The following is a 17,341-nucleotide window of genomic DNA, read 5'->3' as shown; positions in this document are numbered from 1 at the left end:
TAGACACCCTTCTGAAGGAGATTGAAGGAACTTGGCCAAAAAAGAAGGCGCCATCGAGATCGAGGGCACCATCATCGAGTCCCTGCCCAACGCGATGTTCCGCGTTGAGCTGGCGAACGGCCACAAGGTCCTCGCGCACATCTCCGGCAAGATGCGGATGCACTACATCCGGATCCTCCCGGACGACCGGGTCGTCGTCGAGCTCAGCCCGTACGACCTGACCCGCGGGCGCATCGTCTACCGCTACAAGTGACCTGGAGGACTCCTCCCTCGACGGGGGAGTTCCTGCTGCTCACACCCATCGAGGCTCACCGCGGAGAAGAGCGGTGAGCTGCCTTTCGGTGCGTCTACGCGCATCGGACGACCGATACCAGTTAAGGAACCGCCATGAAGGTCAAGCCCAGCGTCAAGAAGATCTGTGACAAGTGCAAGGTGATCCGTCGCCACGGCCGCGTCATGGTCATCTGCGAGAACCTGCGCCACAAGCAGCGTCAGGGCTGAGGTGCGACGGGCCCGTCCCGTCGTCACTCGACTGAAGTACTCGCAGCGTCCCGTCCCCGCGGGCCTTCGCCATGAGGCTCGCGGACGTCACCCCCGGCCCGGAGGCCGGAGACCTGGTCAGGCACCAGGACCGGCGCTGCACCGACACCTCCGGAACGAAACAGAAACAGGAGCCTGCCTGATGGCACGTCTCTCTGGTGTGGACATCCCGCGCGAGAAGCGTCTGGAGATCGCCCTCACCTACATCTACGGCATCGGCCGTACCCGCGCGCAGGCTACGTGCGCGGAGACCGGCATCAACCCGAACACGCGCGTGAAGGACCTGACGGAGGACGACCTCGTCAAGCTCCGCCAGTGGATCGACACGAACTACCGCGTCGAGGGCGACCTGCGCCGTGAGGTCCAGGCGGACATCCGCCGCAAGATCGAGATCGGCTGCTACCAGGGCGTGCGGCACCGCAAGGGTCTGCCCGTCCACGGCCAGCGCACCCACACCAACGCGCGTACGCGCAAGGGCCCGCGCAAGGCCATCGCCGGTAAGAAGAAGGCCGGCCGGAAGTAGTCCAGCCACGGACCGGATGAGCTGGTTGTCAGTGGCCCGGACCGATCACCTCAATCAGGAGAACCCAGCACAATGCCTCCCCAGAGCCGTAAGGCCGGCGCCAAGGCTCCCAAGCTGCGCCGTAAGGAAAAGAAGAACGTCGCCCACGGGCACGCTCACATCAAGAGCACGTTCAACAACACGATCGTCTCGATCACCGACCCGCAGGGGAACGTGATCGCGTGGGCGAGCTCGGGTCAGGTGGGCTTCAAGGGCTCGCGCAAGTCGACCCCGTTCGCCGCTCAGATGACCGCCGAGGCCGCCGCCCGCCGCGCCATGGAGCACGGCATGAAGAAGGTCGACGTGTTCGTCAAGGGTCCCGGCTCCGGCCGTGAGACCGCCATCCGGTCGCTGCAGCAGACCGGCCTGGAGGTCGGATCCATCAACGACGTCACCCCTTCGCCGCACAACGGCTGCCGTCCGCCGAAGCGCCGGCGCGTCTGAGCTAGGAGAGTAGAAGAACCATGGCCCGTTACACCGGCCCCGACTGCAAGCGCTGCCGCCGCGAGAAGACCAAGCTCTTCCTCAAGGGCAGCAAGTGCGATGGCCCGAAGTGCCCGATCGAGATCCGTCCCTACCCCCCGGGTGAGCACGGCCGCGGTCGCACCAAGGAGAACGAGTACCTGCTCCAGCTTCGCGAGAAGCAGAAGACCGCCCGTATCTACGGCGTTCTGGAGAAGCAGTTCCGCGGTTACTACGAGGAGGCCAACCGCAAGGGTGGCAAGACGGGTGAGAACCTGCTCCGCATCCTCGAGTCCCGCCTGGACAACGTGGTCTACCGCGCGGGCTTCGCGAAGTCCCGTGACCACGCGCGCCAGCTGGTGCGCCACGGCCACATCCTGCTGAACGGCCACAAGGCGAACATCCCCTCGATGCGCGTGTCGCCCAGCGACATCGTCGAGGTGCGCAAGGAGAGCCTGGAGCTCACCCCGTTCGTGGTGGCCCGGGCCGAGGCCGGCGAGCGCCAGGTCCCGGCCTGGATCGAGGTCATCCCGTCGAAGATGCGGATCCTCGTGCACGCCCTCCCGGAGCGCGCGGTCATCGACACGCAGGTCCAGGAGCAGCTGATCGTCGAGCTCTACTCCAAGTAGCGGCTCGAACCCCGCGGGGAGCCCTTTCCGAAGGGCTCCCGGCGGACGCACCACCCCCGTGGCCGGTATATAGCGGCCGGCCCAGGCACTGGAGGTTGAAAGCGTGCTTATCGCACAGCGCCCCACTCTCACCGAGGAGATCATCGATGAGTACCGCTCGCGGTTCCTCATCGAGCCGCTGGAGCCGGGCTTCGGCTACACCCTCGGCAACTCGCTGCGCCGGACGCTCCTGTCGTCCATCCCCGGCGCGGCGGTGACGTCCATCCGGATCGACGGCGTGCTCCACGAGTTCACCACGATCCCGGGTGTGAAGGAGGACGTCACCGACCTCATCCTGAACATCAAGCAGCTGGTCGTCTCCTCGGAGATCGACGAGCCGGTGACCATGTACCTGCGCAAGCAGGGCCCGGGCACCGTCACCGCCGCCGACATCGCCCCGCCGGCCGGCGTCGAGGTCCACAACCCCGAGCTGATCATCGCCACGCTCAACGGCAAGGGCAAGCTCGAGATGGAGCTCACCGTCGAGCGTGGCCGCGGCTACGTCTCCGCGGTGCAGAACAAGCAGGCGGGCCAGGAGATCGGGCGCATCCCGATCGACTCGATCTACTCGCCGGTGCTGAAGGTCAAGTACGACGTCGAGGCCACCCGCGTCGAGCAGCGGACCGACTTCGACCGCCTGGTGCTGGACGTGGAGACCAAGCAGTCGATGCGCCCGCGCGACGCCGTCGCCTCCGCCGGTAAGACCCTGGTGGAGCTGTTCGGCCTGGCCCGCGAGCTGAACATCGAGGCCGAGGGCATCGACATGGGCCCGTCCCCGACGGACGCCGCCCTGGCCGCCGACCTGGCGCTGCCGATCGAGGACCTGGAGCTGACGGTCCGCTCGTACAACTGCCTCAAGCGCGAGGGCATCCACACCGTGGGCGAGCTGGTCGCGCGCAGCGAGGCCGACCTGCTGGACATCCGCAACTTCGGGGCGAAGTCCATCGACGAGGTCAAGGTCAAGCTGATGAGCATGGGCCTGGCGCTGAAGGACTCCCCGCCCGGATTCGACCCCTCGCTCGTCGTCGACAACCAGTTCGACGAGGACGAGGACCTGGACGCCGCGTACGCGGAGACCGAGGAGCTGTAAGGCCCTCACCCCGCCGGCGGGCGCCCGCTCGCCGGCGGTTCTGATCCCGGGTACCTGACACGGCCCGAGACACCAAGGAGAAGAAATGCCCCAGCCGAAGAAGGGCGCCCGCCTCGGCGGCTCCCCGGCGCACCAGAAGCTGATGCTGGCGAACCTCGCCAAGTCGCTCTTCGAGCACGACAAGATCACCACCACCGAGGCCAAGGCGCGCCTGCTGCGCCCCTACGCCGAGCGGCTGATCACCAAGGCCAAGAAGGGCGACCTGCACAACCGTCGCCAGGTCCTGGCCGTGCTCCGCGACAAGGACATCGTCTTCCGCCTGTTCGACGAGATCGCGCCGAACTACACCAACCGCCCCGGCGGCTACACCCGCATCATCAAGGCCGGCAACCGCAAGGGCGACAACGCCCCCATGGCCGTGATCGAGCTGGTCGAGGCCCTCACCGTGCAGCAGACCGCGGTCCGCGAGGCCGAGGCCGCCACCAAGCGCTCGGTGAAGGAGAAGGCCGCGAAGGCGGAGGCCCCGGCCGCCGCCGAGGCCGTGACCGAGGAGGCTCCGGCCGCCGAGGTCGAGGCCGCTGAGGCCACCGAGGCTGAGGCCGCTGAGAAGGAGTAAGTCCTTCTGAGTTCACGGAAGCCCGCCGTTCTCTTCGGAGACGGCGGGCTTTCGCTACTTCTCGTAGTGGTAGCGGGCCTGGAAGATGATTACATCGTCGCCTTTGACTACGTAGACGAGGCGACGTTCTTCGCTGATCCGCCTAGACCACGCGCCTGATAGTCCGTGCCGGAGCTGTTCGGGTTTGCCGATCCCATCGAAGGGATCGCGGAGGATTGCCTCGATGAGCTTGTTGATGCGCTCGAGCTGGGCTCGGTCCACCTGTTGCCAGTACGTGTAGTCCGACCAGCCGGTGGCGGTGAAGACTGCTCTCATTCGAGCAGTTGGTGCTCTTCGTACTCACCGCGACGCGCCTGCTCCAAGCCCTCCATGAGGCGGCGGGCGTTCTCCGGCGACCGAAGCAGGTAGGCGGTTTCCTCCATCGCGTCATAGTCGCGCTGGGCGATGAGAACGGCGTTGCCGTGCCGAGAGGTGATCACTATGGGGAGGTGATCGTCATTGACCTTCTCTATCAGCGGGAACAGCCGCTTGCGAGCCTCGGATGCGGTGATCGACATGATCGACTCCCTTCGCCGCAGTGGAGGTTATTGTGCCGATCCCGGGCGTTCGGCAACCGCGCCGACACGCGACAATGGACCGGTGAGCACCGAGCCCGCCCCCGGAGACGTCCGCATCCGCCTCGACCTGGCCTACGACGGCACCGCCTTCTCCGGCTGGGCCGTGCAGCCGAAGCGGCGGACGGTGTGCGGAGAGCTGACGGCCGCGCTGAGCACCGTGCTGCGGCGGGACGTCACGCTCGTGGTGGCCGGGCGCACCGATGCCGGGGTGCACGCCAGCGGGCAGGTCGCGCATCTCGACGTGCCGGCTGTGCTGTGGGCTGAGCACGAGGAGCGGCTGCTGCGGCGGCTGGCCGCCGTGCTGCCGGCCGACGTGCGCGTCTGGTCGGCCGCTGTCGCGCCGGCGGGCTTCGACGCTCGCTTCGCCGCCGTCGGCCGCCGCTACGCCTACCGCGTCACCGACGCCCCCTATGGCCCGCACCCGCTGCGCCGGCACGATGTCCTGTGGCATCCGCGGGAGCTGGATCCCCAGCTCATGAACGAGGCCGCGGCTGCGCTCCTCGGCGAGCACGACTTCGCCTCCTTCTGCAAGAAACGTGAAGGCGCCACGACGATCCGCTGCCTGACCCACCTGGAGTGGACCCGTGAGGCGCCGACCTCGCTCACTCCGACCGGGCTGCTCGTCGCCGACGTACGCGCCGACGCCTTCTGCCACTCCATGGTGCGCAGCCTGGTCGGGGCGCTGCTGGCCGTCGGGGAGGGTCGGCGGCCGACCAGCGATCCCGGTCGCATCCTCGCCGAGCGCGTGCGGTCGCCGGAGGTGAAGGTGGCGCCGCCGCAGGGGCTGACGCTGGAGGAAGTCGTGTATCCGGCGGATGAGGAGTTGGCGGCTCAGCAGGTCAGGACGCGGCGTGTCAGGGTGCTGGAGTCCGAGGCTGAGGAGAGCGGGCGTTCCTGAGGCGGATGCCGCTGAAGCCCAGTGTCGAGGTGATCACCTGGTCCCAGAACGGCAGCAGTGTCGGCAGGACCCTGAGCTGGATGTCGGCCTCCTCATGGAGCTCGAACAAGTCCTGGACGCGTTCCGGCGGCCCCAGTGGCCGCACCTCCTGCTCGGCGACGTGCGCGTTCGCCGGGTCGCCGAACGGGTGGAACTCCCGGGCGTCGAAGCGGTACGCGTACAGCTCGACCGTGCGCATCCGCTCCAGCCAGCCGTACTCCACCGCGTGCACGCGCAGGCCGCCGCCGGGCCCGATGACGCGGTCGCGGTCCTCCGGCGTGGTATCCGGCCGCACCCACGCCATCGCCCGGGGGCACTGGCGCGGGAACCAGTAGTCGGGGCTGCGGTCGTAGTCGACGGCCCACACGTACGCCTCGGGCTGCTGGGCCGTGGCGGCGACGTGGGGTGCGAAGCGGGTGATGGTCGGGTCTTCGGAGAAGTGCAGTACCTGGCCTGGATCCGGTCGCATCCGTTCGTTCTACCGCACTGCCGGCGCCTGTGAAGCGGCGTTTCCCAACGCTCCCAGCACGGCGCTGACCCGTGCGCGCGCGTCGGCGTCGGCCAGGCCGATCCGGACGCACGCCTCCTCCACGATCGCGGCGCCGGTGTACTCCAACACCGTCCGCAGCGTCGCGACGGCGCCCTCGCCGCGGCCGGGGTTCGCCGCGTTGATCCAGCCCGTGGGCTTCTCGCCGATCTCGGTCCCGCCGACCGTCCAGTCCAGCAGGTTCTTGAACGATCCCGGCAGCGTCCCCGCGTACTCCGGCGTGCACACCAGGAGCGCGTCCGCGTGCGCGATGGCGGCGCGCAAGGCGGCGACGGGCTCGGGCAGCGGATCGGCGTCCAGATCGGGGTTGAAGTGGGGGAGACCCCCGAGTCCTTCATAGAAGACCGTGCTGTACGTAGCTCCAGCTACGTCCTCCACCAGCCGCAGCATGGCCTCGTTGGAGGATCCTTTACGCACCGATCCGCACAGCAGTAACACCTCAACCATGTGAGCGACGCTATAACCATTCGCGCCACTAAGCCGCCCTGAGCGACACTGCACGCCATGGGCCATATCGACGTCAACAGCCTCCAGTACCACCTTCCGGACGGCCGGATCCTGCTCCAGGACGTCACGTTCCGGATCGGCGACGGCGACAAGGCGGCCCTGGTCGGCGTGAACGGCGCCGGCAAGACCACGCTCCTCCGGCTCATCGCCGGCGACATCGAGGCCACGAGCGGGGCCGTGGTGCGTTCCGGCGGCCTCGGGGTGATGCGGCAGTTCGTCGACCGCAAAGTGGAGGAGGGGGAGGAGCCCCCGACCGTCCGCACGCTTCTGCTGTCGGTAGCTCCGCCGATGCTCCAGAAAGCCGCTGCGGAGTTGGACGCGGCCGAGCTGGCGATGATGGAGGACGACTCCGAGCCGACCCAGCTCCGCTATGCGCAGGCGCTTGTCGACTGGGGCGACGCGGGCGGCTATGAGGCGGAGACGCTGTGGGACACCTGTTGCACCATCGCTCTGGACGTTCCCTACATTCAGGCCCAGTTCCGTCCGGCCTCCACTCTCTCCGGCGGAGAGCAGAAGCGCCTTGTTCTGGAAGCTCTTCTGCGCGGCCCGGAGCAAGTACTCCTCCTCGACGAGCCGGACAACTTCCTCGACGTCCCCGGCAAGCGCTGGCTGGAAGCGGCCATCAACGAGACGCCCAAGACCATCCTGTTCATCACTCACGACCGCGAACTCCTCGCGGGCACGGCTAAGAAGATCGTCACCGTCGAGCTCGGCTCCGGTGGCAGCGCCGGGGGTACCGTCTGGATCCATGGCGGGGGCTTCTCCACCTACCACGAAGCCCGCAAGGCCCGCTTCGACCGCTTCGAAGAGATGCTGCGCCGCTGGGAAGAAGAGCACCGTCGTCTCAAGGACCTCGTCAACGAGCTCCGCCAGCAGGCGAAGTACTACGAGTCCATGGCCGCCAAGTACAACGCCATGTGTACTCGTCTGGAGAGGTTCGAGAAGGCCGGCCCGCCGCCGGCGCCCCCGCGCGAGCAACAGGTGAAGATGCGCCTTAAGGGCGGTCGCACAGGAGTCCGCGCTTTCGAGTGTGTGAACCTGGAGCTGACCGGCCTTATGAAGCCGTTCTCTACAGAGATCTTCTACGGAGAACGCGTGGCGGTCCTCGGAGGGAACGGGTCAGGCAAGTCCCATTTCCTCCGCCTGCTCGCCGGCGGCGATGACGTGGCTCACACCGGAACGTTCAAGCTCGGCGCACGCGTCGTCCCGGGACACTTCCGGCAGACGCATCGCCAACCGCATCTGGAGCAGAAGACGCTCCTGGAGATCCTCTGGGAGGAGTTCTCCTTCCAGCGCGACAACGCTTCCCCGGCCCTGTCCCGCTACGCCTTGAACGAACAGGCCGAGCAGCGCTTCGGCCAACTCTCCGGCGGACAGCAGGCACGGTTCCAGATCCTGCGCCTGGAGCTCACCGGGTCGACGATGCTGCTGCTCGACGAGCCGACCGACAACCTCGACCTGATGTCCGCCGACGCCCTGGAGATCGGTCTGCAGGGATACGAGGGCACGGTGATCGCCGTCACGCACGACCGGTGGTTCGCCCGCGGCTTCGACCGCTACCTGGTGTTCGGCACCGACGGCCGGGTCTACGAGGCGCCGGAACCGGTGTGGGACGAACGCCGTCCGGACCGCCGGCCGGTGAAGGCGGGAGCGAAGTCCTGAGCACCGTCCTGAGCACCCCCGCTCATCGGGTAAGCTGGTGCTTCGGTGCGTCCGTCCCGTGTTCGTACGAGACCGTTGCCCTGGCGTTGCATCCGGGGAAACGGGAAGTACGGCGAGGGAACACGCGCCTTTAGGCATGCCTTGTACTCACGACGACGGCGTGCTTCTTCACCGCGTAAACGTCTACGACACACGCCAGGAGCATTTCCGTGCGTACGTACAGCCCTAAGCCCGGTGACGTGCAGCGTCAGTGGCACGTCATCGACGCCCGTGACATCGTGCTCGGCCGGCTCGCTTCCCACACCGCGAACCTGCTTCGCGGCAAGCACAAGCCGATCTTCGCCCCGCACGTCGACACCGGCGACTTCGTGATCATCATCAACGCCGACAAGGTGCACCTGTCCGGCAACAAGCGCGAGGACAAGCTCGCCTACCGCCACTCCGGCTACCCGGGTGGTCTGCGTTCCGTCAAGTACGGCGACCTGATCGACAAGGACCCGCGCAAGGCCATCGAGAAGGCCGTTCGCGGCATGCTGCCGAAGAACTCCCTCGGCCGCCAGATGCTGTCGAAGCTGAAGGTGTACCGCGGCGAGGAGCACCCGCACGCGGCCCAGAAGCCGGAGCCGTTCGTCATCTCCCAGGTCGCGCAGTAGTCCCGGCCACTCCACTCTTCTTAGATTTCCCAGAAAGGAACTGTGGCTGTGACCGAGGTCGACACCACCACCGAGTACGTTGACGAGTTCGCCGCCGGCGACGGCGAGGAGGAGCTCACCGAGTACACCTCCGAGACCCCCGCGGCCGCGGCCGCGCCGGTCGTGCGCCGCTCCGCCACCACTTCCGGGCAGGGCCTGGGCCGCCGCAAGGAGGCCATCGCCCGCGTCCGCATCGTGCCGGGCACCGGCGTGTGGAAGATCAACGGCCGCACTCTGGACGCCTACTTCCCGAACAAGGTCCACCAGCAGCTGGTGAACGACCCGTTCAAGATCCTGGAGCTGGACGGCGCCTACGACGTCGTCGCCCGCATCGACGGCGGCGGCATCTCCGGCCAGGCCGGCGCGCTGCGCCTGGGCGTGGCCCGCGCGCTGAACGCGGCGGACGCCGAGAACAACCGGCCGACGCTGAAGAAGGCCGGCTTCCTCACCCGGGACGCGCGCGCCACCGAGCGCAAGAAGGCCGGTCTGAAGAAGGCCCGCAAGGCCCCGCAGTACAGCAAGCGCTAAACCTCGGCCTCCCGCGAGAGGGAATTTCGCGGACACGCCGAAACGAACGCCCCGGGAGGTTCCGCTTCCCGGGGCGTTCGTACGATGTTTTCCCGGGAATACCGTCCCCTAGGATTCCACCCTCCTGCCCCCTCGAGGAGAGCGCGCATATGACCAGGCTTTTCGGCACCGACGGCGTACGCGGCATGGCCAACCGGGAACTGACCGCCGAGTTGGCGCTGGACCTGTCGGTGGCCGCCGCGCACGTCCTCGGCGAGGTCGGCGCCTTCGAGGGGCACCGCCCCAAGGCCGTCGTCGGCCGTGACCCGCGGGCCTCCGGCGAGTTCCTGGAGGGGGCGGTGGTCGCCGGCCTGGCCTCGGCCGGCGTCGACGTGCTCCGGCTGGGCGTCCTGCCCACCCCGGCCGTCGCCTACCTCACCGAGGTCCTCGGCGCCGACCTCGGCGTCGTGCTGTCCGCCTCGCACAACCCGGCCCCGGACAACGGCATCAAGTTCCTGGCCCGCGGCGGCGTCAAGCTGGACGACGCCCTCGAGGACGCCATCGAGCGCCGGATGAACGAGGAGTGGACCCGTCCGGTCGGCGCCAAGATCGGCCGCGTCAGCGACTACCCCGAGGGCGGCGACCGGTACATCGAGCACCTGCTCTCCACGCTCCCCAACCGCCTCGACGGCCTGAAGGTGGTCGTCGACGAGGCGAACGGCGCCGCCTTCCGGGTCTCGCCGGAGGCCCTGCGCCGGGCCGGCGCCGAGGTCGTGGCCACCCACGTGCAGCCCGACGGCCTGAACATCAACGACGGGTGCGGTTCGACCCACCTGGACCAGCTGAAGGCGGCCGTGGTCGCGCACGGCGCGCACGCCGGCATCGCGCACGACGGCGACGCCGACCGCTGCCTGGCGGTCGACGCCGACGGCAACGAGGTCGACGGCGACCAGATCCTGGCGGTCCTGGCCCTGGCCATGCGCGACGCGGGCACCCTGACCGGCGGCACCGTGGTCGGCACCGTGATGGCGAACTTCGGCTTCAAGCAGGCGATGCTCCGCGAGGGCCTGACCTTCGTCGAGACCGCGGTCGGCGACCGCTACGTGCTGGAGGCCATGCGCGCCGGCGGCTACGTCCTCGGCGGCGAGCAGTCCGGCCACGTGATCCTCACCGACCACGCCACCACCGGCGACGGCACCCTGACCGCGCTGCAGCTGCTGGCCCGCGTCGCCGCCACCGGCCGCCCGCTGGCCGAGTTGGCCGCGGTGATGACCAAGCTCCCGCAGGTCATGATCAACGTCAAGGATGTCGACAAGGCCCGCGCCTCCTCCAGCGCCGAACTGGCCATGGCGGTCAAGGAGGCCGAGGCGGAGCTCGGCGACAGCGGCCGCGTGCTGCTGCGCCCCAGCGGCACCGAGCCGCTGGTGCGGGTGATGGTCGAGGCCGAGGACGCCCAGCTGGCCCGCCGCCTGGCCGAGCAGCTGGCCGGCGTGGTCAAGACCGCGCTGGGCTAGTGTCCTGCGAGCGGACGGACACGGCCGCCGGTGCGAACCGGCGGCCGTGACGTCTGTGTGAGAAGAACGGGGCGGGGAGCCTCAGTGCAGTTTCTTCGGCTGCCCGGTGGTCTCCAGGACGTTCATCCAGAGCTGGCCGTAGGGGTCGACCACGCTCCGGCTCGCCGTCGCCAGCGTGATCGGCAGGTGCACCATCCGGCCGTGCCACTGCCCGACCACCATCGAGGTGAACCCGGCCATCCCGGCGTGGGTGGCGGCCTGCGCGAGCCGGGTGCAGTACACCGCGTCGGCGGCGTTGGCCGGGACCGAGCGGATCTCGTAGCCGGGATCCACGTACCGGACCGAGAGCGGCGCGTCGCCGAACCAGTCGATGATCCGCTTCTTCAGCAGGCCGCCGATGTCGTTCAGCTTGGCGTTGCCCGAGGCGTCGGTCTGGTCCGAGGCCGGGAAGTGCTCCTGCCCCGCGCCCTCGGCGACCACGACGACCGCGTGCCCCTGCTGCTCGACCTTCTTCTTCAGGCAGGACAGGAAGACGTCGATGTCGAACGGGACCTCGGGGATCAGCGTGAAGTCGACGTCGTGGCTGGCCAGGGTGGCGTGGCTGGCGATGAACCCGCTGTGCCGGCCCATCAGCTTCACCAGGCCCACGCCGTTCTCCGTGGAGAACGCCTCCACGTGCGCGGCCCGTATCGACTCCGCGGCCTGCGTGAACGCCGTCTGGAAGCCGAAGGACCGGTCGATCCACGGGATGTCGTTGTCGATCGTCTTCGGGATCCCCACCACGGCGATCCGCTCCCCGCGCCGCAGCGCCTCGTCCGCGAGCTTCTGCGCCCCGCGCAGACTGCCGTCGCCGCCGATCACGAACAGGATGTTCACCCCGAGCCGGACCAGCGTGTCCACCGCGACGGCGGGATCCTGGTTGCCGCGGGACGTGCCGAGGATCGTGCCGCCCCGGTTGTTGATGTCGGCGACCGCCGCCTCGGTCAGCCGCAGCGGCTCCGAGCCGTCGGCCAGGCCCTTGAAGCCGTTCCGGAAGCCCAGCACCTTGCGGACCCCGTAGGCCCGTCCCAGGTGCAGCACCAGGCCGCGGATCACGTTGTTCAGCCCGGGGCACAGACCGCCGCACGTGACGATCCCCGCCGTCACCTCGCCCGGCTCGAAGAACAGCTTCTCGCGCGGGCCACCGGGGTTGAAGGCCGGCAGGCCCGCGACGTCCACGCCCCGCTTCTTCGCTATGCCCTGCACGACGTCGAGCAGGACCCGGTCGGTCTCGGTGACGTAGTGCATCGTCTCCTGGCGCTCGCCGAGGAGCTCCTTCAGCGGGGTGTCGACCGTGCGCTCGCCCAGGCGCGTGATGGCCAGATCATCGGAGGTGATGGTGAGCAGATCGGCCGTGTTCATGGGTTCACCGTAACAAGATTCCGGAGTTCCACCGCTTGCCGGTCCACCATCCGGCCCGCCGCTGGAAACGGCCTCGGAGCAGCCTGGAGACCGGCCGGGACCAGCCGGGGGACACCTCGGGGAGCACGCGCCTACTCCCAGGGGCCTACAGCGTCATCCTCGCGGCCTACACCAACCCCCCACTTCAAGCTGAAGCGGTGCCGGCCCCGCGTTCTTTACGGTGACCCTATGACCACAGCCACGACACCGACGGCCGGTCCGGCCGGCCCGGCCGTGCCGGCGGCGGGCACCGCCGCCGTGATCGAGGCGTCGGGCCTCACCAAGCGCTACCACGGCGCCTCCCGCGGCCCGGTGACCGCCCTGGACGGCCTGACCCTCGCGGTCCCGCCCGGCGTCATCGGGCTGGTCGGGGCCAACGGCGCCGGCAAGTCGACGTTGATCAAGATCCTGCTGGGCCTGCTGGCGCCCACCTCGGGCTCGGCCTCGGTGCTCGGCTACGACGTCGTCGACCAGGCCGAGCGGATCAGGACCCTGGTCGGCTACATGCCGGAGCACGACTGCCTGCCGCCGGACGTGACCGCCACCGAGTTCGTCACGCACATGGGCCGGATGGACGGGCTGCCGCCCACCGCCGCCAAGGAGCGGGCCGCGGAGTCGCTGCGGCACGTCGGCCTGCACGAGGAGCGGTACCGCCTGATCGGCACCTACTCCACCGGCATGAAGCAGCGCGTGAAGCTGGCCCAGGCGCTGGTCGGGGACCCCCGGCTGATGCTGCTGGACGAGCCCACCAACGGTCTGGACCCGGCCGGCCGGGAGGCCATGCTGGACCTGATCGAGCGGATCGGATCCGAGTTCGGCATCTCCATCCTGGTGGCCTCGCACCTGCTGGGCGAGATCGAGCAGATCTGCGACTCGCTGGTCGCCATCGACTCCGGCAAGCTGCTGCGCGCCGCCTCCATGGCGGCCTTCACCAAGGCCAGCGCGGTGCTGGCGGTCGAGGTCGACGAGGGCTCCGCGCAGCTCGGCGCGGCGCTCCGGGCCGCCGGGCTGGACCCGCGCCGGGACGGCCGGGCGCTGCTGGTGAAGCTCGGCACCACCGAGGACGAGTCCGACCGGGTGTACGACGCGATCCGCGACACGGTGGCCGAGCTGGGCCTGCCGCTGAACCGGCTGGAGCGGCGGCGGCACCGGGTCGAGGAGCTGTTCGCGGACGCGAGCCTCGACGACGAGTTCGAGCGGGCCGGCGACGCCGGGGACTCGGTCCCGGCCGGACCCCGCGCCGCGACCCCGTCCGCCACCCCGCCCGCCACCCCGCCCGCGACCGACCCCGGCGGCGCGTCCGCCCCCGCGCCCGCTCCCGGGAAGGAGTCCGCCGATGACCACTGAGTCCGCCACCCCGGCCGGCGTCATCCACGACATCGGCTACCGCACCTACACCGGCGAGCGCGTCGGCCGGTTCGGCGTCGTCCGGGCCCTCTACTGGCACAGCCTGCGCTCCGCCTGGGGCCTGGGCCGCGGACCGAAGGCCAAGATCGTCCCGTTCATGGCCCTGGTGATCATGTGCCTGCCGGCGGTCGCCAACGCCTTCTCGGTCTCGCGCACCGGTATCCGGGCCGTCAACTACGACGAGTACATGCACTCCTTCCAGCTCGTCCTGGTCCTGTACCTGGCCGCGGTCACGCCGGAGCTGATCTCCCGCGACATCCGCAACCGCACGCTCCCGCTCTACTTCTCGCGGCCGCTGCGGCGCACCGACTATCCGCTGGCCAAGATCAGCGCCCTGATCACGGCGATGCTCGGGCTCACCGCGGTGCCCCAGCTCCTGCTGTACATCGGCACCGTGGGCTCCCGGCACGGCGGCTCCGAGGTCTGGCACGAGACCCGCGCGTTCTTCCCCGGCCTGGAACTGGCCCTGCTGTACTCGGTGGTCTTCGGCGTCCTGGCCGCGCTGCTGTCCTGCTACACCGGCCGCCGCGCCTTCGCCACCGGCGCCGTCGCGGTGTTCTTCTTCGGCACCTGGGTCGTGTCCTCCGCGCTGGTCCACCTGACCGGCTTCCGGCCGCACTACCACCACCGCGCCGACGGCACCGGCTACTTCGTGAACCCCGACAGCCCCGGCATCGGCCCGAAGGTCTCCGGGCTCCTCAACCCCGCGAACCTCCTGGAAGGCCTGAAGGAGTGGATCGTGGGCCGGGCGCCGGACAACGCCGACGTGCCCTACCCCGGCAGCTTCGGCGCCGTGTACCTGGCCGTGCTCGTGGCCCTGTGCGCCCTGGCCGTCCTCCTGCTGATGCGCCGCTACCAGAAGGCGAGCCTGCTGTGACCATCGACGACATCCCCGCCCAGCGGGACGAGGCGCCCCAGGCGGACCCGGGCGTCCCCGCGGTCCCCTCCGCACCCCGCGGCGGCCCGGCCGAGATCGTGCTCGACACCGTGACCCACTGGTACGGCAACGTGGTCGCGGTCAACGACATCACGATGACCATCGGCCCCGGCGTGACCGGCCTGCTCGGCCCGAACGGCGCCGGCAAGTCCACGCTGCTGCACCTGGTCTCCGGCTTCCTGTCGCCGTCGCGCGGCAGCGTGACCGTGGCGGGCCAGAGCACGTGGCACAACCCCGGCATCTACAAGGTGATCGGCCTCGTCCCCGAGCGGGACTCGGTCTACGCCTTCCTCACCGGCCGCCAGTTCGTCGCGGCGACCGCGAAGCTGCACAAGCTGCCGGACACCGATGTTGCCGTGGCCCGCGCGCTGCGCATGGTGGAGATGGACACCGAGGCCGCCGACCGCCGCATCGACACCTACTCCAAGGGCATGCGCCAGCGCATCAAGGTGGCCGCGGCGCTGGTCCACGAGCCCCGGGTGCTGCTGCTGGACGAGCCGTTCAACGGCATGGACCCGCGCCAGCGCATGCACATGATGGACCTGCTGCACCGGCTCGGCGACAGCGGCCACACCATCGTGTTCTCCTCGCACATCCTGGAGGAGGTCGAGCGGCTGTCCGGCACGGTGCAGGTGATCGTCGCCGGCCGGCTGGCGGCTTCCGGCGACTACCGCACCATCCGCCGCCTGATGACCTCCCGCCCGCACGTCTTCCAGGTCGCCTCCAGCGACGACCGGGCGCTGGCCGCCGCGCTGATCGGCCGGGAGTCGGTGAACGGTGTCGAGCTCACCCCCGGCGGCGGGCTGGAGGTGCGGGCCGGCGACTACGGCGCGTTCAGCCGGGAGCTGGCCGCCGTGGCGCGCGAGCGGGGGGTGCGGCTGCGCACGGTGCTGCCCGCCGACGAGTCGCTGGAGTCCGTGTTCGCCTATCTGGTGGCGTCGTAAGGAGATTGACACCCATGTCGACCGTCTTCAACCCCACGATCGCCGCCATCACCCTGCGCGGCCTGCTGGGCCGCCGCCGCTCGCTGCTGATCGCGCTGCCACCCGCGCTGCTGCTGGCGCTCAGCATCGGCCTGCGCCTGACCACCGACATCAACAGTTCGCACGACTTCGGCTGGCCCGGCGTGGTACTCGGGCAGATCGGCCTGGTCACCCTGCTGCCGCTGACCGCGATGATCATCGGCACCTCGGTGCTCGGCACCGAGGTCGACGATTCCTCGATCCTGCACCTGCTGGCCACCCCGGTCAGCCGGGCCACCGTGATGACCACCAAGTGGATCGTGGCGTCGGCCGCGACGCTGGTGTTCGCCGTGGTGCCGCTCGGCGTGGCGGCGTTCGTCGCCACGTCCGGCTACGTCGACAGCCCGGGGCCGCTGGACATGACGTTCACCCCGGTGAAGGGCGACGCCACCGAGGCGGTCGGGGTCGTCGTGGCCGCCGCGGTCGGGGCCCTCGTCTACAGCGCGTTCTTCCTGTTCCTGTCGGTGGTGACCAAGCGGTCCGTGGCGGTGACCCTGATCTACATCCTGGTCTGGGAGAGCCTGCTCACCCGCCAGGTGAGCGGGCTCCGGCTGCTCTCCATCGGCCAGTACGAGCTGGGCCTGGCCGACCACATCGGGCACCTGCCGAACCTCGACGCGCACCTGACGATGGGCACCTCGGTGGTGATGTCGGCGGCGTTCACGCTCTTCGCCCTGGTCTACGGCACCCGGCGTCTGCGGTCGTTCAGGGTTTCGGGGGAGGCCGCCTGACAATAGCCTGACGGCCATGGAAAGCGTGCGCCGCGAGCCCGACCCGGGACTGCACCGCCTCGTGCACTCCTACCACGGCTTCCGGATGCCGGACGGCCCCGAGCGATCGCGCCTGGAGATCCCCTCCGGCGCGGTCACTCTGCTGCTGGCCTTCGGCGAGCCGATCCGGATCGGCCCGGTCGACGACGATCCCGCGGTGCCGACGCTGCAGCGCACCTCCTTCCTGACGGCGGGCCGGTCCACGGCTTCGATCGGCCGGCACCGGGGCCGCATCCACGGGCTCGAGATCACGCTCAGCCACACCGGCGCGCACCAGCTGTTCGGCACGCCGATGGTGCACCTGGCGAACGGGCTGCCGACCGTGTCGGAGGTCCTGGGCCGGGAGGGCGACCTGCTCGTGGAACAGGTGGCGGGGCTGCCGACGTGGGAGGAGCGCTTCGCCCGCGTCGAGGCGTACCTGCGGGCGCGCGCCGCCGACTCGCCGGTGACGCCGTCCTGGCAGGTGACCCGGGCCCTGCGCCTGGTCGCGGCCGGCCGGCCGCTGCGCGACGTGCAGCGGGACGTCGGCTGGAGCGCGCGGCACCTGCGGACCCGGTTCCTGGAGCAGGTGGGGATGCCGCCGAAGGCGGTGGCGCGGGTGCTGCGCCTGCAGACCGCGTTGCGGGCCCGGCTCGCCGGGCGGACCTGGGCCCAGGCCGCGGCGCTGGCCCGGTTCCACGACCAGGCCCACCTGAGCCACGAGGTCCGGGCGATGACCGGCCTGACGCCGGGACGGCTGGCGGAGCTGCGGCACGGAGCCCCACCGGGGTCCGCGCTCGACCGGTTGCCCGGACGGGTGACCAGCGTGCTCCTCGGCTGACGCCGAAGCCGCGCGCCCCCGTCC

21 protein-coding genes and 1 pseudogene are annotated in these 17,341 nt (G+C 69.7%); 17 read left to right on the top strand and 5 right to left on the bottom strand.

The genetic code is table 11. The annotated features are described in order from the left end of the window. Positions 1–31: 31 nt before the first annotated feature. The 7 genes from infA to rplQ all read left to right on the top strand — a co-directional run bounded on the left by infA (position 32) and on the right by rplQ (position 3,938). Positions 32–253, top strand: a complete 222-nt coding sequence (gene infA, locus ABD466_RS09645) for a translation initiation factor IF-1 (RefSeq protein ID WP_012785186.1) — start codon at positions 32–34, stop codon at positions 251–253. A gap of 134 nt (positions 254–387) precedes the next feature. Continuing rightward, positions 388–501 carry a 50S ribosomal protein L36 gene (rpmJ, locus tag ABD466_RS09640; RefSeq protein ID WP_009740505.1) on the top strand — a complete coding sequence of 38 codons (114 nt, stop codon included), beginning with the start codon at positions 388–390 and terminating at the stop codon, positions 499–501. Positions 502–682: 181 nt separating this feature from the next. Beyond that, on the top strand, positions 683–1,063 hold the full coding sequence (gene rpsM, locus ABD466_RS09635; protein ID WP_344656614.1) for a 30S ribosomal protein S13: 381 nt from the start codon (positions 683–685) through the stop codon (positions 1,061–1,063). A gap of 72 nt (positions 1,064–1,135) precedes the next feature. Continuing rightward, positions 1,136–1,546 carry a 30S ribosomal protein S11 gene (gene rpsK, locus ABD466_RS09630; protein WP_012785188.1) on the top strand — a complete coding sequence of 137 codons (411 nt, stop codon included), beginning with the start codon at positions 1,136–1,138 and terminating at the stop codon, positions 1,544–1,546. 20 nt (positions 1,547–1,566) lie between these two features. Then, positions 1,567–2,193: a 30S ribosomal protein S4 gene (gene rpsD, locus ABD466_RS09625; protein WP_344656613.1), complete on the top strand. Its 627-nt coding sequence runs from the start codon at positions 1,567–1,569 to the stop codon at positions 2,191–2,193. Positions 2,194–2,296: 103 nt separating this feature from the next. Next, complete coding sequence (locus ABD466_RS09620; protein ID WP_344656612.1) at positions 2,297–3,322, top strand: DNA-directed RNA polymerase subunit alpha; 1,026 nt, start codon at positions 2,297–2,299, stop codon at positions 3,320–3,322. 85 nt (positions 3,323–3,407) lie between these two features. Next, a complete protein-coding gene (rplQ, locus tag ABD466_RS09615) occupies positions 3,408–3,938 on the top strand; it encodes a 50S ribosomal protein L17 (RefSeq protein WP_344656611.1) in 531 nt (176 codons plus the stop codon). A gap of 54 nt (positions 3,939–3,992) precedes the next feature. On the opposite strand, the gene ABD466_RS09610 is transcribed toward rplQ, so the two are convergent. Next, positions 3,993–4,253 (bottom strand): Txe/YoeB family addiction module toxin, encoded by a 261-nt coding sequence (locus ABD466_RS09610; RefSeq protein WP_344656610.1) that lies wholly within the window; start codon positions 4,251–4,253, stop codon positions 3,993–3,995. Further along, positions 4,250–4,495 carry a type II toxin-antitoxin system Phd/YefM family antitoxin gene (locus ABD466_RS09605; protein ID WP_344656609.1) on the bottom strand — a complete coding sequence of 82 codons (246 nt, stop codon included), beginning with the start codon at positions 4,493–4,495 and terminating at the stop codon, positions 4,250–4,252. The genes ABD466_RS09610 and ABD466_RS09605 overlap by 4 nt, the downstream gene beginning before the upstream one ends. Positions 4,496–4,577: 82 nt before the next feature. On the opposite strand from ABD466_RS09605, the gene truA reads away from it, so the two are divergent. Next, the gene (gene truA, locus ABD466_RS09600) at positions 4,578–5,453 is read left to right on the top strand and encodes a tRNA pseudouridine(38-40) synthase TruA (protein WP_344656608.1); all 876 of its coding nucleotides are present in this window, start codon (positions 4,578–4,580) and stop codon (positions 5,451–5,453) included. Here the strand turns inward: truA and ABD466_RS09595 are convergent. Both ABD466_RS09595 and ABD466_RS09590 read right to left on the bottom strand, forming a co-directional pair. After that, the gene (locus tag ABD466_RS09595) at positions 5,410–5,961 is read right to left on the bottom strand and encodes a DUF6886 family protein (protein WP_344656607.1); all 552 of its coding nucleotides are present in this window, start codon (positions 5,959–5,961) and stop codon (positions 5,410–5,412) included. The two genes, truA and ABD466_RS09595, sit on opposite strands and share 44 nt — an antisense overlap. Positions 5,962–5,970: 9 nt before the next feature. Continuing rightward, positions 5,971–6,486, bottom strand: coding sequence for an NADPH-dependent FMN reductase (locus ABD466_RS09590; protein WP_344656606.1), 516 nt, complete (start codon positions 6,484–6,486; stop codon positions 5,971–5,973). 57 nt (positions 6,487–6,543) lie between these two features. On the opposite strand from ABD466_RS09590, the gene ABD466_RS09585 reads away from it, so the two are divergent. The 4 genes from ABD466_RS09585 to glmM all read left to right on the top strand — a co-directional run bounded on the left by ABD466_RS09585 (position 6,544) and on the right by glmM (position 10,921). Then, positions 6,544–8,208 carry an ABC-F family ATP-binding cassette domain-containing protein gene (locus ABD466_RS09585; RefSeq protein WP_344656605.1) on the top strand — a complete coding sequence of 555 codons (1,665 nt, stop codon included), beginning with the start codon at positions 6,544–6,546 and terminating at the stop codon, positions 8,206–8,208. Between the two features lie 209 nt (positions 8,209–8,417). Continuing rightward, positions 8,418–8,861 (top strand): 50S ribosomal protein L13, encoded by a 444-nt coding sequence (rplM, locus tag ABD466_RS09580; protein WP_344656604.1) that lies wholly within the window; start codon positions 8,418–8,420, stop codon positions 8,859–8,861. Between the two features lie 48 nt (positions 8,862–8,909). Beyond that, positions 8,910–9,428, top strand: coding sequence for a 30S ribosomal protein S9 (gene rpsI, locus ABD466_RS09575; RefSeq protein WP_344656603.1), 519 nt, complete (start codon positions 8,910–8,912; stop codon positions 9,426–9,428). A gap of 149 nt (positions 9,429–9,577) precedes the next feature. Then, the gene (glmM, locus tag ABD466_RS09570; RefSeq protein ID WP_344656602.1) at positions 9,578–10,921 is read left to right on the top strand and encodes a phosphoglucosamine mutase; all 1,344 of its coding nucleotides are present in this window, start codon (positions 9,578–9,580) and stop codon (positions 10,919–10,921) included. Positions 10,922–11,002: 81 nt separating this feature from the next. On the opposite strand, the gene ABD466_RS09565 is transcribed toward glmM, so the two are convergent. Then, entirely contained in the window at positions 11,003–12,322 is a 1,320-nt protein-coding gene (locus ABD466_RS09565) for an ATP-dependent 6-phosphofructokinase (protein ID WP_344656601.1), read from the bottom strand. Between the two features lie 297 nt (positions 12,323–12,619). On the opposite strand from ABD466_RS09565, the gene ABD466_RS09560 reads away from it, so the two are divergent. From ABD466_RS09560 to ABD466_RS09540, 5 genes and pseudogenes are all read left to right on the top strand, one after another. Then, positions 12,620–13,708, top strand: coding sequence for an ABC transporter ATP-binding protein (locus ABD466_RS09560; RefSeq protein ID WP_425558597.1), 1,089 nt, complete (start codon positions 12,620–12,622; stop codon positions 13,706–13,708). Further along, complete coding sequence (locus ABD466_RS09555; RefSeq protein ID WP_344656600.1) at positions 13,698–14,645, top strand: ABC transporter permease; 948 nt, start codon at positions 13,698–13,700, stop codon at positions 14,643–14,645. Before ABD466_RS09560 ends, ABD466_RS09555 begins: the two co-directional genes overlap by 11 nt. A gap of 152 nt (positions 14,646–14,797) precedes the next feature. Further along, positions 14,798–15,649: pseudogene (locus ABD466_RS09550) on the top strand (ABC transporter ATP-binding protein); the annotation flags it as partial. Between the two features lie 14 nt (positions 15,650–15,663). After that, the gene (locus ABD466_RS09545; RefSeq protein WP_344656599.1) at positions 15,664–16,458 is read left to right on the top strand and encodes an ABC transporter permease subunit; all 795 of its coding nucleotides are present in this window, start codon (positions 15,664–15,666) and stop codon (positions 16,456–16,458) included. Positions 16,459–16,474: 16 nt separating this feature from the next. Beyond that, positions 16,475–17,317: a helix-turn-helix transcriptional regulator gene (locus ABD466_RS09540; RefSeq protein WP_344656598.1), complete on the top strand. Its 843-nt coding sequence runs from the start codon at positions 16,475–16,477 to the stop codon at positions 17,315–17,317. Positions 17,318–17,341: the final 24 nt, after the last annotated feature.

Origin of the sequence: Catenulispora subtropica (genome assembly GCF_039531675.1) — a bacterium.
Lineage (GTDB): Bacteria > Actinomycetota > Actinomycetes > Streptomycetales > Catenulisporaceae > Catenulispora > Catenulispora subtropica.
The sequence above is the reverse complement of the archived record's forward strand: the minus strand, read 5'-3'. Positions and strand labels throughout refer to the sequence as shown.

Coding starts and splice junctions, on each gene's coding strand:
- ABD466_RS09585 (WP_344656605.1), top strand. CDS start 6,544: ATGGGCCATATCGACGTCAACAGCCTCCAGTACCACCTTCCGGACGGC.
- ABD466_RS09540 (WP_344656598.1), top strand. CDS start 16,475: ATGGAAAGCGTGCGCCGCGAGCCCGACCCGGGACTGCACCGCCTCGTG.
- ABD466_RS09545 (WP_344656599.1), top strand. CDS start 15,664: ATGTCGACCGTCTTCAACCCCACGATCGCCGCCATCACCCTGCGCGGC.
- glmM (WP_344656602.1), top strand. CDS start 9,578: ATGACCAGGCTTTTCGGCACCGACGGCGTACGCGGCATGGCCAACCGG.
- ABD466_RS09595 (WP_344656607.1), bottom strand. CDS start 5,961: ATGCGACCGGATCCAGGCCAGGTACTGCACTTCTCCGAAGACCCGACC.
- rpsD (WP_344656613.1), top strand. CDS start 1,567: ATGGCCCGTTACACCGGCCCCGACTGCAAGCGCTGCCGCCGCGAGAAG.
- ABD466_RS09610 (WP_344656610.1), bottom strand. CDS start 4,253: ATGAGAGCAGTCTTCACCGCCACCGGCTGGTCGGACTACACGTACTGG.
- rpsK (WP_012785188.1), top strand. CDS start 1,136: ATGCCTCCCCAGAGCCGTAAGGCCGGCGCCAAGGCTCCCAAGCTGCGC.
- ABD466_RS09605 (WP_344656609.1), bottom strand. CDS start 4,495: ATGTCGATCACCGCATCCGAGGCTCGCAAGCGGCTGTTCCCGCTGATA.
- rpsM (WP_344656614.1), top strand. CDS start 683: ATGGCACGTCTCTCTGGTGTGGACATCCCGCGCGAGAAGCGTCTGGAG.
- ABD466_RS09565 (WP_344656601.1), bottom strand. CDS start 12,322: ATGAACACGGCCGATCTGCTCACCATCACCTCCGATGATCTGGCCATC.
- rpmJ (WP_009740505.1), top strand. CDS start 388: ATGAAGGTCAAGCCCAGCGTCAAGAAGATCTGTGACAAGTGCAAGGTG.
- ABD466_RS09590 (WP_344656606.1), bottom strand. CDS start 6,486: ATGGTTGAGGTGTTACTGCTGTGCGGATCGGTGCGTAAAGGATCCTCC.
- ABD466_RS09555 (WP_344656600.1), top strand. CDS start 13,698: ATGACCACTGAGTCCGCCACCCCGGCCGGCGTCATCCACGACATCGGC.
- rplQ (WP_344656611.1), top strand. CDS start 3,408: ATGCCCCAGCCGAAGAAGGGCGCCCGCCTCGGCGGCTCCCCGGCGCAC.